We start from the raw sequence: 14,406 nt of genomic DNA, 5'->3' as shown, positions 1-14,406 counted from the left end.
GTATGCACGTACTCGGTGTCGTCGGCGCAGGGGCGACCACGCTCTGTGAGCGACTCGCTTCTCGACTCGACGGGCGCGTAGCAACTATCGAATCGCTCCCCAGCGGAGATGCGGACGCTGACGCCCCAGATGCAGTTGACGGTGCGTACGGACTCACTCCCGCGGGGAACTGGGTCGGGACTGGGTCGGGATACGATATCGACGAACTGCTCGACGAACTCGCCCCGCAGTACGACTACGCCCTGCTCTCCGGGTTCCCCGAAGCGACCCTCCCGACGGTCGCACTCGGGGGGGCGGACGCCCAAAACGTCGTGGCCGAAGCACCGACACTCGACGACCTCGACTTCGACGACCTCGTCGAGACACTCGACACCGTCGAACCCCACATCACGCTCGAATCACTGGTCGAGCAGGTGAAACAGGACCCCCGTGCGGACTACGCAGGCGCAATTGCCACTTTCACTGGCCGGGTGCGGGCGAAAGACGACGAAGACGACCCACGGACGACGAGCCTCGAATTCGAGAAGTACGACGGCGTCGCCGAGTCGAAGATGGCGGCTATTTCCGAGGAACTCACCGAGCGAGACGGCGTCGAGCGCGTCCTCATGCACCACCGGGTCGGCGTCATCGAAGACGGCGAGGACATCGTGTTCGTCGTCGTCCTCGCCGGACACCGAGAAGAAGCGTTTCGAACCGTCGAAGACGGAATCAATCGCCTGAAGGACGAGGTTCCGATTTTCAAGAAAGAAACGACGATCGAAGACCAGTTTTGGCGTCACGAACGCTGACTGTCTGACATCACAGTTTGTTGTCGCCCGATGACGCGAGCGTCAGACACGCGACACCTATAGGAAATATTTACCGCAAAAACACCTCGAAATAGGCGGATTTGCGGCCATATTTGGCCAGATGATATCAATACCATAATCTGTGAACAAAACGCTCAAATCGGATTTTAAAGAATCTAAACATCGGTAAAAGATTCATAAAATGAACTATTTTTGTCGATTCAGGCTGAAAGCAGCCGAACTAATGCCAACAGTCCTTCCTTTATAACACCATCAACAGGAAAGAAGGGAGTGAGGTGTATCAGATGAGCGCGACAGCAACTCCCTCCACAGACAGCAACTCCAAAGAAGACCGACTGAAGCAGTACCTGCTCGACCGTGCGAAAGACGGCGAGATGTACTTCAAGAGTAAGTTCATCGCGGACGACGTCGGTCTCTCTCCCAAGGAGATTGGCGCACTGATGGTCAAGCTCCGCGACTCCGCGACCGACCTGACCATCGAGAAGTGGTCGTACACGAGCGCGACCACGTGGCGCGTCGAAACCGCCTGAGCGACCACCAATACCACGTGTCCCCGCATAGCCCCAACGTGTCCCCACACACGCCCTGAGTCCCCGCACAACCACCACCCCCAAACCAACCACCACCTGACATCGGTCCCGGCCCCCTGCGGGACCGCATTCCCCCTTACAACCGCTGAGCGTCGCCGCTCAGTATCGTATTCGTGATAATCAAGCGATGCATCACAGCGTCGTCACGGGATTTATGCACGCTCCACCCGTAGTTCCGGGCGATGGAACAGTTCGAATCGGCGGATAGCCCGCCGGTCGAGGCCCTCCAAGCAGTCTTCGACGTTCACGAAACACGGACCGACGGTGAGCGAACCATCTATTACGGTCAGTCGCTCGTCCCCGAGCGGATGCTCGTCCGTGAAGTGTGGCCGGAGTTCCGCCGCGCAGGCTACGAAGTCCAGGTCCAGACGACTTCGATGGGCCGCGGTGACGTAGTTGTGGTCGAACCGATTTCGGCCGGCATCGACGGCGTCCCGTGGAAGAACGTCCTGCTTTTCTTCGCGACGATACTTTCGACCCTGTTCGTCGGCGCGTACGGATGGTACTACGTTCCGCTGTCGGACCTCACTGCGAATCCGCTTCTCGCACTACAGGCGTGGCCCTTCACCGCGGCGATTCTTGGTGTCCTGTCGGTCCACGAACTCGGCCACTATCTCGTCGGCAGATACCACGGCGTGGATGTGTCTCTCCCCTACCTCATCCCCTTCATCTTCCCGTTCGGCACGCTGGGTGCCATCATCCGGATGCGGGGGCAGATGCCCGACCGAAAGGCGCTCTTCGATATCGGCGTCGCCGGTCCGCTCGCCGGTCTCGCCGCGACAATCGTCGTCACAGTCATCGGTCTCTCGCTCGAACCGATGACCGTGCCCGAGTGGGCACTTTCCGGGTCAGGAGATGTCATCGTGTTCAACAACCCGCCGCTTCTCGACGCAATCGCGGCGGCACTCGGACAACCGACGGAGTACCCCGACCCGCGAATGACCGTCCATCCCGTCGTCATTGGCGGGTGGGTTGGGATGTTCTTTACCGTCCTCAACCTGCTTCCGGTCGGCCAACTCGACGGCGGGCACATGCTCCGTGCGATGCTGGGTGAGCGGCAGGAATCAGTCGCGGCCACCGTCCCACTGCTCCTGTTCGGTCTCGCGGGATACCTCCACTACGTGCGCGGAATGGGCATCGACGAATCCGTTGGTCTCTGGTTCTTCTGGGGCCTCCTCTCGACGTTTATTGCCTACAATGGCCCGGCGAATCCGGTCGACGAGACGCCGCTTGGACCCGGTCGCATCGCTATCGGCGTGTTCACGTTCGCCCTCGGCGCAGCGTGCTTCCTCTTGGTTCCGATTCAGGTCATTCCGGCGTAGAAGCGTCGCTCCGCGTCGGTGCCGTCGGGTTTTCCAGTCAGTCGCCGCCGTGAGTGTAGCCTCGGTCTGGAACCGCCTCGCCGTCGGCGACGACAGCGGACCCGTCGGTGACGCTGCCGACAACAGTGAGCGGAACGTCGACGGCGTCACGGGCGGCGTCCAGTTCATCCTCGGGAATCGTGACCACGAGTTCGAAGTCTTCGCCGAAGTACGTAGAGAGTTCTCGTCTGTCGGCGTCGTCGGCCGCCACCTCGGAAACCGCGTCGTGGACCGGAAGGGTGTCCCAGTCGAGTTCGAACCCACAGTCGCTGGCCTCGGCGAGTTGGTGAACAGACCGGGCGAGACCGTCGCTGGAGTCCATCATCGACGTGGCGAAGTCACGGAGAGCGACGCCAGCAGCGACGCGAGGCGTGAACTGAAAGAGGTCGTTCGCCCGCTCGGTGTCGCCCGATTCGAACAGTCTGACGGCGGCGGCCGACCGACCGAGTTCGCCCGTGACACAGAGGTAGTCACCGGGGCGAGCGCCGGAGCGGAGGACTGGGTCGTCGGTGCGACCGATAGCCGTCGTCGCGGTCGTAAACTCCTGATGGGTGTCGAGGTCGCCGCCGACGTACTTCGCGGAGACTGCGTCGCACACGTCACGTGCTCCGTCGAGGAACGCAGTGAGGTCGGCCGCGTCGAGTTCCGGGGCGGCGTAGACGGCCACCGCACAGGTCGCCGTCGCACCCATAGCAGCAACGTCAGAAAGTGATGCACCGACCGCTCGCCATCCCGCGGTGTACCGGGTCGTCCCGTCGGGGAAGTCGGTCTCCTCGTGGAGCATATCCGTTGTAACCACGAGTCCATCGACGACAGCGGCGTCATCGCCCGCATCGGGGAGGTCCGCGGCGAGCATTCGCAGGGCGGTGCGCTCGTCCATATTCCCGTGGTGTAGCCCGGGGCGGAAATGTCCATCTATCCGGGGCGGTCGGTGCGACCGAACGCCACCTCCGGGAGTCGAAAACGCGCCCCTAATCCGGTGGGTTAATGCTCGTCGTAGACGCACACCCGGCAGATGGCCCGCGAAAATATCCGTGCGACCGTCCTCGGCTTCGCTGGCGCATTCGTCGTCTTTGCCGTGCTATTCTACTTCGCGGGGGTGGACGAACTCGTCGACCGCCTGACGATGGCCGACCCCGTCTTGCTCGCCGCCGTCTTCACGGTTACGCTCGTCTGGTTGGTTTCGTGGGGAACGTCGCTGAAGACGGTACTCGGGGTTCTCGGCATCGAAATCTCGGTTGTGCGGTCGTTTCTCGTCTTCGCGGGCGCGATGTTTTCGAACAACATCACGCCGTTCGGTCAGGCCGGGGGCGAACCGGTCACTGCTCTCCTCATCTCCCGGAGCACCGACACCGAGTACGAGACGGGACTGGCGGCAATCGCGAGTGTAGACACGCTCAACTTCGTCCCGTCTATCACTATCGCGCTCATCGGTGCCGGATACTACGCGACCGAAGTCACGCTCGGTCGCAACCTCGAAATCGCCCTCGTCGCGGTTGTCGCCCTCGCTATCGGTGTCCCGGCGGCCGTATACACGGTGTGGCAGCGCCGCTACACCCTCGAACGGCGGATTATCCGGGCGCTGACGCCCGTCATCCGGACCCTCGCCCGGTACGTCCCACGGCTGTCGGTTCCGACGGCGAGCGGCATCGAGCGCCGGATTAACGGCTTTTTCCGGTCTATCGAGCGGGTCGGACGCAACCCCCGCGGATTGGCCGTCGCCCTCGGTCTCTCCGGGTTCGGGTGGTTCTGCCAGATGCTCGCGCTCTGGCTCGCGTTTCAGGCTATCGGCGCACCGATTGCGTTCTCTATCGCCCTGTTCGTCGTTCCGATTGGGGCTATCGCGGGTGTGACTCCGCTTCCGGGCGGCGCTGGTGGCATCGAGTGGACGCTGGCAATCCTCGTCGCGGCCGCCAGTTCGGCGGTTTCGTTCGACGTGGCGACCGCTGGTGTGGTCCTCTTCCGCGGTTTCATCTACTGGGTTCCAACACTCCTCGGTGGAGTGGTAATGGGTGTCGAGAGCGCCCGTGGCCGCCGAACCTGATTCGGCGAAATCACGGGTGAGTCAGCCACACACGCCCGTCGGGCCGCACGAGGCTCACGCTGCCCGTATCGGGTGAATACGATGCCTTTAAACGCCGCGATTATGAACGAATAGCCATGGTAACCATCTATGACGTCCCGGCGGACGCCCTCATCGAAGAGGTCGCCGGACGACTCGAGGACCGTATCGAGCAACCCGACTGGATGGCCTTCGCAAAGACCGGCCAGACCCGTGAACTCCCACCGCAGCAGGACAACTTCTGGTACATCCGTGGTGCCAGCCTGCTCCGCAAGGTTGCAATGAACGGCCCGGTCGGTGTCGACCGACTCTCGACCGAGTACGGCGGCAGCAAGCGAGGGTCCACCCGCTACCGCGTCTCCGGGACGCACAGCGACTCCGCCAGCAAGAATATCATCCGAACGCTGCTCCAGCAACTCGAAGAGGAAGGCCTCATCGAGACCGCCAAGGGCGAAGGCCGCCGCATCACGGCCGAGGGGACGAGCTTCCTCGACAACGCCGCATCTGACGTTCTCGCGGACCTCGACCGTCCGGAACTCGAGCGCTACGCGTAGACGACCACGACTCATACACCGAGTGTTCTTCTTCGCCGCGTACCCCCGACGAGAGCCGTCTGTGTCCCGGGTCCGTAATGGTTTTCAGATGTCAGACCGTGGCCTAGCATATGAGTGGCAGCCCAGACGATGAGCGACTGGAGGAGCTTCGCAAAAAGAAGATGCAGGAGCTCCAAGAGCAGGCAGGTCAACAGGGCTCGGCCGAGCAACAGCAGGCTGAAGAAGCCGCGAAACAGCGTGCCGAGCAGCAAAAGCAGGCACTTCTCAAGCAGTATCTCACCGACGATGCTCGGCAGCGCCTCAACGCGGTCCAGATGTCGAAGCCGGACTTTGCAGAGCAGGTCGAACGGCAGATTGTCGCGCTCGCACAGAGCGGTCGGATTCAGGGCCGCATCGACGACGACAAGATGAAGGCGCTGTTGAAAGAACTCAAGCCGGAGTCGAAGAGCTTCAACATCCGTCGCCGGTAAGTACGTGGACCTCGCGCTCCTCTACAGCGGCGGAAAAGACTCTTCGCTCGCCGCGCTGCTCCTCGATTCGTTCTACGACGTGACCCTCGTGACAGCGCATTTCGGCGTCACCGAGGACTGGAAACACGCCAGAGACGCCGCCCTCGGGCTCGGCTACGAGTTCGAGACGCTGGAACTCGATTCGAGCGTCGCCGAATCCGCGGCCACCCGGATGGTGACCGACGGCTACCCGCGAAACGGCATCCAGCGAGTCCACGAACACGCCCTCGAATCGGTGTGTGGCCTCGGCTTCGACGCCGTTGCCGACGGGACCCGCCGCGACGACCGAGTGCCGTCTATCTCGCGGGCGCAGGCGCAGAGCCTCGAAGACCGCCACGGCGTCGATTACCTCTCGCCGCTTTCGGGATTCGGCCGCAACGCGGTGGACCGTCTCGTCGAGACGCATCTCGATGTCGAAACCGGGCCCTCCGAACAGATTCCGAAGGCCGACTACGAGGGCGAATTGCGGAGACTCATCGCGGCCGAACACGGACCCGAGGCCGTCGACGAGGTCTTTCCTGACCACGTCCAGAGCTACGTCCACGGCCGCCGGTAGACAGACCGACGAACGCCACCATCTGCTCCGAGGGTGGCGTCGAAGACGGTATCGCGTGGCTTTTTACCGCCCCACTCTGGAAGTGAGTCATGGACCCCGGTATCTTCTATTCCGTCCTCGCAGCGCTTGTCTGGGGCGTGTACATCTTCGTCCTCAAGCGGTATTTTCCGGGCTATCCGGGCGCGGTCATCACCGTCGTCGTCAACGCGTTCGCTGTCGCGTGGTACCTACCCGTGTCGGCGGCGACGTTCGACCCGTCCACGATGCCGTCGCTATCCGACATTGGCGCAGTCGGTGCTGTCATCGTCGCCGGAACCGCCGCCCTCGTCGGGGTCGCGTTCATCCTGTTCATCGACGCGCTCGAATCGGGAGACGTGTCCTACGTCGCCCCGATAAACAAACTCGTCCCGGTGTTCGTCCTTCCCATCGAGATTCTGTTTTTGAACCAGTTCCTCACAGGCCTGCAAGTGGCGGGCGTCGCAGTCGCCACGGCGGCCGTCTACGTGGCGAACTACGAAGGCGGCGCGTTACTCGACCCGCTCCGGCGGGCGGTTCGCTCCCGTCCAGCACAACTCGCGCTGGCGAGTGCGGCCTGTTACGCCGCCAGCGACGTCGGAAAGCGCGTCGCATTGCAGGAACTCGCCATCCCGACGAGCGTGTTCGTCCCGGTCCTCTTCGCCGGGGCGGGACTGGCGGTTCTTCCGGTGGCGCTCCGCAACTGGACCAGCGTCCGCGGCGACCTGCCGAAGTTCGTCGTCGCGGGGGCGCTCGTCGCCGTCGGCGAACACGTCACCTCGACGGCCTTCGGGATGGTGCCCGCGAGCATCGCGTCGCCAATCGTCAACACGCAAGCAGTCATCGCCGTCATCCTCGGCGGTGTCATCCTCCGCGAAGCGCAGTTCGGGACGCGCCTCGTCGCCGCGTTCCTCGCCGTCGCGGGCGTTTCGCTCATCGCCATCGGTGACGTTGGCGGATTGCTCGCGCTTGTCGGCTAATCCGGTCGATTTTCGTTTCTCGGCCAGAAGCGACTGCCCGGAACAACAGGTTTCAAGCGGAGCCTTCGCTAACGAATGGGCATGTACGACCGACTCAAGGGATTTCGTGACTTCTATCCCGAGGAGATGTCGGCTCGACGCGAGGTTATCGACACCGTCGAGACGACCGCCGCTCGCTACGGCTTCCGCGAAATTGGGACGCCGCACCTCGAACGGACCCAGATGTACGTCGACAAGTCCGGCGAGGAAATCGTCGAGGAACTGTACGCCTTCGAGGACAAGGGTGGCCGCGAAATCTCGCTCACGCCCGAACTGACCCCGACCGTTGCCCGGATGGTCGTCGCCAAGCAGCAGGCGCTGTCGAAGCCCATCAAGTGGGTTTCGACCCGACCCTTCTGGCGCTACGAACAGGTCCAGCAAGGTCGCTTCCGCGAGTTCTACCAGACGAACGCCGACATCTTCGGTTCGACCGAACCTGAGGCCGACGCCGAGATTCTGGCTTTCGCCGCCGAGGCGCTGACTGACCTCGGCCTCACCGCCGACGACTTCGAGTTCCGCGTCTCCCACCGCGACATCCTCGGTGGCCTCCTGCGGTCGTTCGACGCTGACGTGAACGTTCGAGACGCTATCCGTGCCGTCGACAAGTCCGAAAAGGTCGAACGCGAGGAGTACCTCGGTCTCCTCTCGGACGCCGGACTCTCCTACAACCAGGCCGACGAGTTCGCCGACCTGCTGGACCGCGGTGACCTCGACGAAATCGCCGACTTCGGCGGCGACAACGTCGCAGCGGCGGTCGAGAACCTCCAGAACGTCCTCGCGGCGGCCGAGGACTTCGGTGCCGGTGACTACTGTGAGGTGTCGCTGACGACTGCCCGCGGTCTCGACTACTACACGGGCGTCGTCTTCGAGTGCTTCGACTCGACCGGTGAAGTCTCGCGCGCGACCTTCGGCGGCGGGCGCTACGACGACCTCATCGAGTCCTTCGGCGGCCAGCCAACCCCCGCAGTCGGTGTCGGCATCGGTGCCGCGACCCTGCAACTGCTCTGCCAGCGCGCTGGTGTCTGGCCCGAAGAAGCGCTCTCGACGGACTACTACGTGCTGACCGTCGGCGACACCCGCGACGTCGCTTCGCGCATCGCCCGCGACCTCCGCGCTGCGGGCAACGTCGTCGAGGTGGACGTCTCCGGGCGGAGTTTCGGTGCGCAGATGTCGTACGCCGACTCCATCAACGCCGACGCTGTCGTCATCGTCGGCGAACGCGACCTCGAAAACGGCGACGTGACCATCAAGGACATGGAAAGCGGCGACCAGACGACCGCACCCGTAGCGGACTTCCCCGGCGACAACGACGCGCCGACCTACGAAGACTACGAATAGTCGGCGCTTCGGGGCTGAGCCGCGATATTTTTGTCAACTAAGAGCCGCGAACGGCCTTTTGGTTCTTCCCACCGTATCTATCGACATGTACCAAGCAATACTAGTCCCAGCTGACGGGAGTCGGCCGAGTGAGGTGGCGCTCGACCGGGCTATCGACCTCGCAGAACGGATGGGTGCGACGCTCCACATCGTCTACGTCGTCGACGAGCGTGTTCTCCACGCGACCCAATTGGACGCCGGGGGACTCAAACGCGGGTACGAAGCGGAAGGCGAGCGTATCGTCTCCGAGTCGGCCGAAGAGGCGGAAGCGGCCGGTCTCGAAGTCGTGACCGCCGTCGAACACGGCACACCCCACCGGGCCATCCTCGACTACATCGACGACGCCGGTATCGACCTTGTCGTGATGGGGACCCACGGCCGCCGTGGCGTCGAACGCTATCTCATCGGGAGCGTCACAGAGCGCGTGCTTCGACTGTCCGACGCGCCGGTGTTCACCATCCGCGCGAAGGAAACGCCGGTCGAAGAAGAGTAATAGTCCGACGAAGAACGCAGGCACATGCGTGCCTTCCGCGTCGCGTACGACGGCCGCCCGTACCACGGGTTCCAGCGACAACCCGACGTTCCAACCGTGGAAGACGCCATCCTCGACGCCTGCCGCAGCCTCGGCCTCTGCGCTTCCGACGACGTTCCGACGGGATACGCCGCCGCAGGTCGGACGGATGCGGGCGTCTCGGCGCTCGCACAGACCGTCGCGTTCGAGTGCCCAGATTGGTGTACGCCGCGGGCATTGAACGCCGAACTCCCGGGAACGGTTCGGGCGTGGGCCGCGGCCGACGTGTCCGACGACTTCCACGCCAGACACCACCCCGTCCGCCGCGAGTACGTCTACGACCTCCACGCACCGGCCGACTCGGTAGACGACGACTTGGCGGCGGCCGTGTTCGACGAACTCCGCGGCGAACACGACTTCCACAACCTCACACCCGACGACGAGGGAACCGTCCGAACGCTCGACGGCGAGATGTGGCGCGACGGCGACTTCCTCCTGTTCCGTATCGAGTCCAAGGGATTCGCCCGTGAACTCGTCCGGCGTGTCGTCTCACTGGTTCGAGCCATCGCAACAGGGTCTGCGCCCATGGAAAAACTCGACCGCGTGTTTAGTTCGGAACACTTGCAGGGTCCGGACGGCGTCCCGCCCGCTCCGCCGACACCGCTCGCCCTCACGGCCGTCGACTATCCCGGCGTCGAATTCGACGTCGACCCGGAAGCTGCCGAAAGCGCCAGACTGGCCTTCGACGAGCGGGCGCTAGCAGACAGAATCGGGTGGCGCGTCGGCGCACGAATCCGCGATGGGATTTCGGAGCGATAGGCAGTTTGTAGCCCGGTCAATAGCACTCCCGAGGAGTTCGTGGACCTCATAGCAAGGCTATCTTCACTTCGGCGCGAGTGTTCCCACATGTGCTACGACGCTGTCATCTTTGACAACGACGGCGTACTGACCCGGCCGACCTTACTGGAGGTCGAGCGCGAAGCGGTTCGACGGGCGTTTTCGGAGTTCGACGTGGACCCGACGACCGAAGCAATCGACGGCGTCATCCACGGCGGACTCACACGCCTGCGTCGCATCTGCCGCATCCACGATATTCCTGCCGACGAGTTCTGGGCTAGCCACGAGGCCCACGCCGCGGCGATGCAGCGTGAATGCCTCGAAAACGGGACGAAACCGCTGTACAAAGACGTGGGGGCGCTCGACGACCTCGACCACCCGCTCGCCGTCGTGAGCAACAACCAACACGAGACTATCGAGCACATCCTCGACGTGTACGACCTCACAGACCGCTTCGAGGTGGCCTTCGGCCGTGAACCGACCGTCGAAGGAGCACGGGTGAAAAAGCCAAACCCCCACTACATCCAGCGCGCGATGAACGAGTTAGGCGTCGAAAACGCACTTTATGTCGGTGACAGTAACGTGGACGTTGTCGCCGCAACCCGCGCCGGAATCGACTCGGCGTTCATCCGCAGACCGCACCGCGACGGCTACCAACTCGCCGCCGACCCGACCTACGAACTCGACTCGCTGGACGAGTTGTCCGCTGTGTGTTGACCGCAGTTAGTCCCATCCGTCGGGCCAGATGCCCGCCGCTTTCATCCCTACCTCGAAGTCCGCACCGCGGAAAGCGTCGGCGAGTTCGTCGTCGTCCAGTCGTGAGATGGCTCCCGCCGCGGCGTCGGACGCGAGTTCTCTGACGATGAGCGCGGTGAGCATCGCGTGTTCGCGGATGTTTCTGTCGTCGACCTTGTCGCGCGTGTCGGCGTGGGTGTGGCCCCATCCCCGTCCGCGTTCGCCGCTGTCGCTGTGGAGTTGAAGCGACGGGACCCCGGCGCGGACGAACGGCCACTGGTCGCTGAACGGGTGCGGTTCTTCCTCGACGCGAATGGGGTGGTTCGTCTCGTCGGCGACGCGGGACGCAACGTCGGCCGTCGATTCCGAGGCATGGGCCATCGCCACGAGGTCGCGGAATCGTCCCGCGCCATCGACGTTCACCACGGCGGCGACGCTATCGAGGTCGAGGCGGTCGACGAGGTGTTCCGCGCCGGTCAATCCGAGTTCCTCCGCGCCGACGCCGACGACGCGAACGCCGAGCGGGAGGTCCATCGCCGCGAGGATTCTGGCGGCGGTGACGACGGTTGCGATGCCACACCCATTGTCCAGTGCGCCTTCGGCGATATCGTGGGCGTCGTAGTGGGCACAAACGAGGAGTTCGCGGTTAGTGTCCGGACCGACGCGACCCTCGACGTTTCGACTCTCACCGGGCGTGGTCTCCGCGTCGACTGTGAGTCGGGCCTCACCGCCGCGCGAGGCGTAGTCTCGAAGCCACTCGCCAGTCTCCTTGCTGACGCCCGCGGCGGGGGCGACAGCCTCCTCGTCGTAGCGGAGCGCGCCCGTCGGCGGGAGTTGTCCGGGGACGTGGTTGACGAAGAGAAAGCCGACGGCACCGGCTTCGAGAGCGTAGCTGAATTTCTCCATCCGGTGGACGAATCGGCCGCCTGCGGGCGTCGTCGTGCTCGCAACGGCGATTGCGCCTGAAACGTCTTTGTCGTCAATCTCGTCGGGTGTCCCGTAGCCAACGTCTACGAGCGGTCCCGACACGTCCGCGGGCGGAGCGTACGGGAGCGCAATGGCCTCGAACGAGCGGGAATCGGGGGCAGTCACGGCGAGCGTCGTCTTCCCACGCGTCCAGTGGGCCATCTCGAAGGGGTCGTACTCGACGTTCCGAACGCCAGCGTCCTCAAACGCCTCGGCGACGAGTTCTCCGGCGCGCCTGTCACCGTCGCCGCCCGCCATCCTGTCGCCAAGCGCGGTGATTCGAGAGAGAAAATCCCACGGGTGACTGTCGGTCCACGTGCGCGCGAACGCGTCGCGGGCCGCAGGAGAGATATCGTCCATGTGACCACCACTCAGCGTCGACCCAAGTGGCTTGCGCCACCGTGTCAAACACTCCAATAAAAATGTTACCCACAACCAATAACTAATTTGACGTGGTATCGGCGATTACCATGCCAAAGTGTCAAAACTGCGAATCTTTTGTGACAGAAGGCTACGTCCGGGTGTTCGCACCCGACGGCATGGAGAACCCGCGGGTCTGCCCGAATTGTGAGGACATGGTTCGCGACGGGGCACAGGTACGACAGGCGCGTGCGACGCGTCACTGAGGTCGATACCATCTCCCGGTTTCTCTCCGCCGCCCGCTGATTGGCAAGGCTTACCAGCCGAGAGTGCTACGGGGGAGACATGAGTTCGGTTCCCGAGCGGAGCGACATCGACGAGGAGTACAAGTGGGACCTCGATAGCATCTACACCGCCGACGAGGAGTGGGAAGCGGCCTACGAAGAGGTCGCCGAACGGATTCCCGAACTGGCCGCGTACGAAGGCCGCGTGACCGAAGAGCCCGAGACGCTGCTCGAACTTCTCGAGACGATGGAGTCGGTGCTCCGCGAGGTGTCGATGGTTGTCTCCTACGCGAACCTTCGCAGCAGCGAAGACACCCGGAATCAGGAGTATCAGGCGCAGTCTGCCCGCGCACAGGCGCTCGCGTCGAAAGCCCGGAGCGCCGTCAGCTACCTCGACCCCGAACTGCAAGAACTCGACTGGGACGACATCGAGGCGTTCATCGATGAGGAACCGGCGCTCGAAGCCTACGAACACTACTTCGACGACGTGCTTCGGACGAAAGAACACACCCGCTCTGCGGAAGTCGAAGAAGTCCTCGCCGACCTCTCGGAAGTCACCGGGTCGCCGAGCGACATCTACTCCATGCTCGCCAACGCGGATATGGAATTCCCGACGGCCGAAAAGCCGGACGGCGAATCAGTCGAAATCACGCAGGGGAACTTCACGAAACTCCAGAAGCACCCGAATCGTGAGTTCCGCAAAACCGTCCACGAGAAGTTCTACGACCGCTGGGCAGACGTTCGTAACTCCGTCGGGGCGTCGCTGAAAAACAGCGTCAAGAAGGACGTAAAGACGGCACGCATCCGCAACTACGAGTCCGCGCGTGAGGCCGCGCTCGACGGCCCCAACGTTCCGGTCGAGGTGTACGACAACCTGCTCGAAACCGTCCGCGACAACCTCGACCACCTCCAGCGCCACGCCGACCTGAAGCGGCAGGCCATCGGTGCCGACGAGTTGCAGATGTGGGACCTTTATGTCTCTCTGACCGGCGACCACGGCCCCGAAATTCCTTACAAACAGGCGAAAGAGTACATCATCGAAGCCGTCGAACCGCTCGGCGAGGAGTACCAGTCGCGGATGGCAGAGGGCCTCGAAAATCGCTGGGTCGACGTGTACGAAAACCGCGGCAAGCGCGCCGGGGCCTTCTCCGCCGGCACCTACGACACCCAGCCGTTCATCCTGATGAACTACCAGGACGACGCGGCGTCGATGTTCACCCTCGCGCACGAACTGGGCCACTCGATGCACTCCGAACTCGCACAGGAGGCCCAACCGTGGCACGACGCCGAGTACGAGATTTTCACGGCAGAGGTCGCCTCGACGGTCAACGAGACGCTCCTCACCGAGTACCTCCTGGAGAACGTCGACGACGACGAACTCCGGATGCACGTCCTCGACGAGTACCTCGAGCGCTTCCGGTCGACCCTGTTCCGCCAGACGATGTTCGCTGACTTCGAACTCCAGATTCACGAGATTGCCGAAGAAGACGGCGCGCTCACGCCCGACCGGTTCGACGAACTCTACGGCGACCTCAAATCGACCTACTACGCCAACGCCGAGACGGACGACCACATCGCCCGCGAGTGGATGCGGATTCCCCACTTCTACTACAACTACTACGTCTACCAGTACGCGACGGGTATCTCCGCGGCCGCCGCAATCGTCGAACGCATCCGCGAGGAAGGTGAGGACGCCGCTTCTGACTACCGCGATGCCCTCGCACTCGGTGGCAGCGAGTACCCACTCGACGTGCTGCAAACTGCTGGCGTCGACATGACCTCACCCGAACCCATCGAAGACGCGATGTCGGTGTACGAGTCGTTCCTCGACGAGGCGGCGACGCTCCTCGACTTCGAATAA

The 14,406-nt window shown here is 63.3% G+C and carries 16 protein-coding genes; 14 read left to right on the top strand and 2 right to left on the bottom strand.

Annotated elements, in window-relative coordinates; all coding sequences use genetic code 11:
- Positions 1 to 2 precede the first annotated feature (2 nt).
- The 3 genes from ACH9L7_RS14710 to ACH9L7_RS14700 all read left to right on the top strand — a co-directional run bounded on the left by ACH9L7_RS14710 (position 3) and on the right by ACH9L7_RS14700 (position 2,721).
- Positions 3 to 788, top strand: a complete 786-nt coding sequence (locus tag ACH9L7_RS14710; RefSeq protein WP_396611439.1) for a molybdopterin synthase — start codon at positions 3 to 5, stop codon at positions 786 to 788.
- A 305-nt stretch (positions 789 to 1,093) separates the two neighbouring features.
- A complete protein-coding gene (locus ACH9L7_RS14705; protein WP_396611438.1) occupies positions 1,094 to 1,339 on the top strand; it encodes a hypothetical protein in 246 nt (81 codons plus the stop codon).
- Positions 1,340 to 1,581: 242 nt separating this feature from the next.
- A complete protein-coding gene (locus tag ACH9L7_RS14700; protein ID WP_396611437.1) occupies positions 1,582 to 2,721 on the top strand; it encodes a site-2 protease family protein in 1,140 nt (379 codons plus the stop codon).
- A gap of 37 nt (positions 2,722 to 2,758) precedes the next feature.
- Here ACH9L7_RS14700 and thiL read toward each other — a convergent pair whose 3' ends face one another.
- Complete coding sequence (gene thiL / locus ACH9L7_RS14695; protein WP_396611436.1) at positions 2,759 to 3,640, bottom strand: thiamine-phosphate kinase; 882 nt, start codon at positions 3,638 to 3,640, stop codon at positions 2,759 to 2,761.
- Between the two features lie 135 nt (positions 3,641 to 3,775).
- Between thiL and ACH9L7_RS14690 the strand changes: the two genes are divergently transcribed.
- The 9 genes from ACH9L7_RS14690 to ACH9L7_RS14650 all read left to right on the top strand — a co-directional run bounded on the left by ACH9L7_RS14690 (position 3,776) and on the right by ACH9L7_RS14650 (position 10,917).
- Complete coding sequence (locus ACH9L7_RS14690; protein WP_396611435.1) at positions 3,776 to 4,804, top strand: YbhN family protein; 1,029 nt, start codon at positions 3,776 to 3,778, stop codon at positions 4,802 to 4,804.
- Between the two features lie 116 nt (positions 4,805 to 4,920).
- Positions 4,921 to 5,376 (top strand): 30S ribosomal protein S19e, encoded by a 456-nt coding sequence (locus ACH9L7_RS14685; RefSeq protein ID WP_396611434.1) that lies wholly within the window; start codon positions 4,921 to 4,923, stop codon positions 5,374 to 5,376.
- Positions 5,377 to 5,486: 110 nt separating this feature from the next.
- Positions 5,487 to 5,846: a DNA-binding protein gene (locus tag ACH9L7_RS14680; protein ID WP_396611433.1), complete on the top strand. Its 360-nt coding sequence runs from the start codon at positions 5,487 to 5,489 to the stop codon at positions 5,844 to 5,846.
- Between the two features lie 4 nt (positions 5,847 to 5,850).
- Positions 5,851 to 6,441, top strand: coding sequence for an alpha hydrolase (locus tag ACH9L7_RS14675; RefSeq protein WP_396611432.1), 591 nt, complete (start codon positions 5,851 to 5,853; stop codon positions 6,439 to 6,441).
- An 89-nt stretch (positions 6,442 to 6,530) separates the two neighbouring features.
- A complete protein-coding gene (locus tag ACH9L7_RS14670; RefSeq protein ID WP_396611431.1) occupies positions 6,531 to 7,436 on the top strand; it encodes an EamA family transporter in 906 nt (301 codons plus the stop codon).
- Positions 7,437 to 7,517: 81 nt separating this feature from the next.
- Positions 7,518 to 8,813 carry a histidine--tRNA ligase gene (gene hisS, locus ACH9L7_RS14665; protein ID WP_396611430.1) on the top strand — a complete coding sequence of 432 codons (1,296 nt, stop codon included), beginning with the start codon at positions 7,518 to 7,520 and terminating at the stop codon, positions 8,811 to 8,813.
- A gap of 85 nt (positions 8,814 to 8,898) precedes the next feature.
- The gene (locus ACH9L7_RS14660; protein ID WP_396611429.1) at positions 8,899 to 9,345 is read left to right on the top strand and encodes a universal stress protein; all 447 of its coding nucleotides are present in this window, start codon (positions 8,899 to 8,901) and stop codon (positions 9,343 to 9,345) included.
- A 24-nt stretch (positions 9,346 to 9,369) separates the two neighbouring features.
- Entirely contained in the window at positions 9,370 to 10,182 is an 813-nt protein-coding gene (gene truA / locus ACH9L7_RS14655; RefSeq protein WP_396611428.1) for a tRNA pseudouridine(38-40) synthase TruA, read from the top strand.
- An 87-nt stretch (positions 10,183 to 10,269) separates the two neighbouring features.
- Entirely contained in the window at positions 10,270 to 10,917 is a 648-nt protein-coding gene (locus tag ACH9L7_RS14650) for an HAD family hydrolase (RefSeq protein WP_396611427.1), read from the top strand.
- 6 nt (positions 10,918 to 10,923) lie between these two features.
- Here the strand turns inward: ACH9L7_RS14650 and ACH9L7_RS14645 are convergent, their stop codons facing one another.
- On the bottom strand, positions 10,924 to 12,261 hold the full coding sequence (locus ACH9L7_RS14645; RefSeq protein ID WP_396611426.1) for a M28 family peptidase: 1,338 nt from the start codon (positions 12,259 to 12,261) through the stop codon (positions 10,924 to 10,926).
- A 110-nt stretch (positions 12,262 to 12,371) separates the two neighbouring features.
- Here ACH9L7_RS14645 and ACH9L7_RS14640 point away from each other — a divergent pair, with 110 nt between their 5' ends.
- The gene (locus ACH9L7_RS14640; protein ID WP_396611425.1) at positions 12,372 to 12,527 is read left to right on the top strand and encodes a hypothetical protein; all 156 of its coding nucleotides are present in this window, start codon (positions 12,372 to 12,374) and stop codon (positions 12,525 to 12,527) included.
- 79 nt (positions 12,528 to 12,606) lie between these two features.
- A complete protein-coding gene (gene pepF, locus ACH9L7_RS14635; RefSeq protein ID WP_396611424.1) occupies positions 12,607 to 14,406 on the top strand; it encodes an oligoendopeptidase F in 1,800 nt (599 codons plus the stop codon).

It is taken from the genome of Haloferax sp. S1W (assembly GCF_044593955.1).
Classification (GTDB): domain Archaea; phylum Halobacteriota; class Halobacteria; order Halobacteriales; family Haloferacaceae; genus Haloferax.
This window is presented reverse-complemented; position numbering and strand designations above follow the sequence as displayed.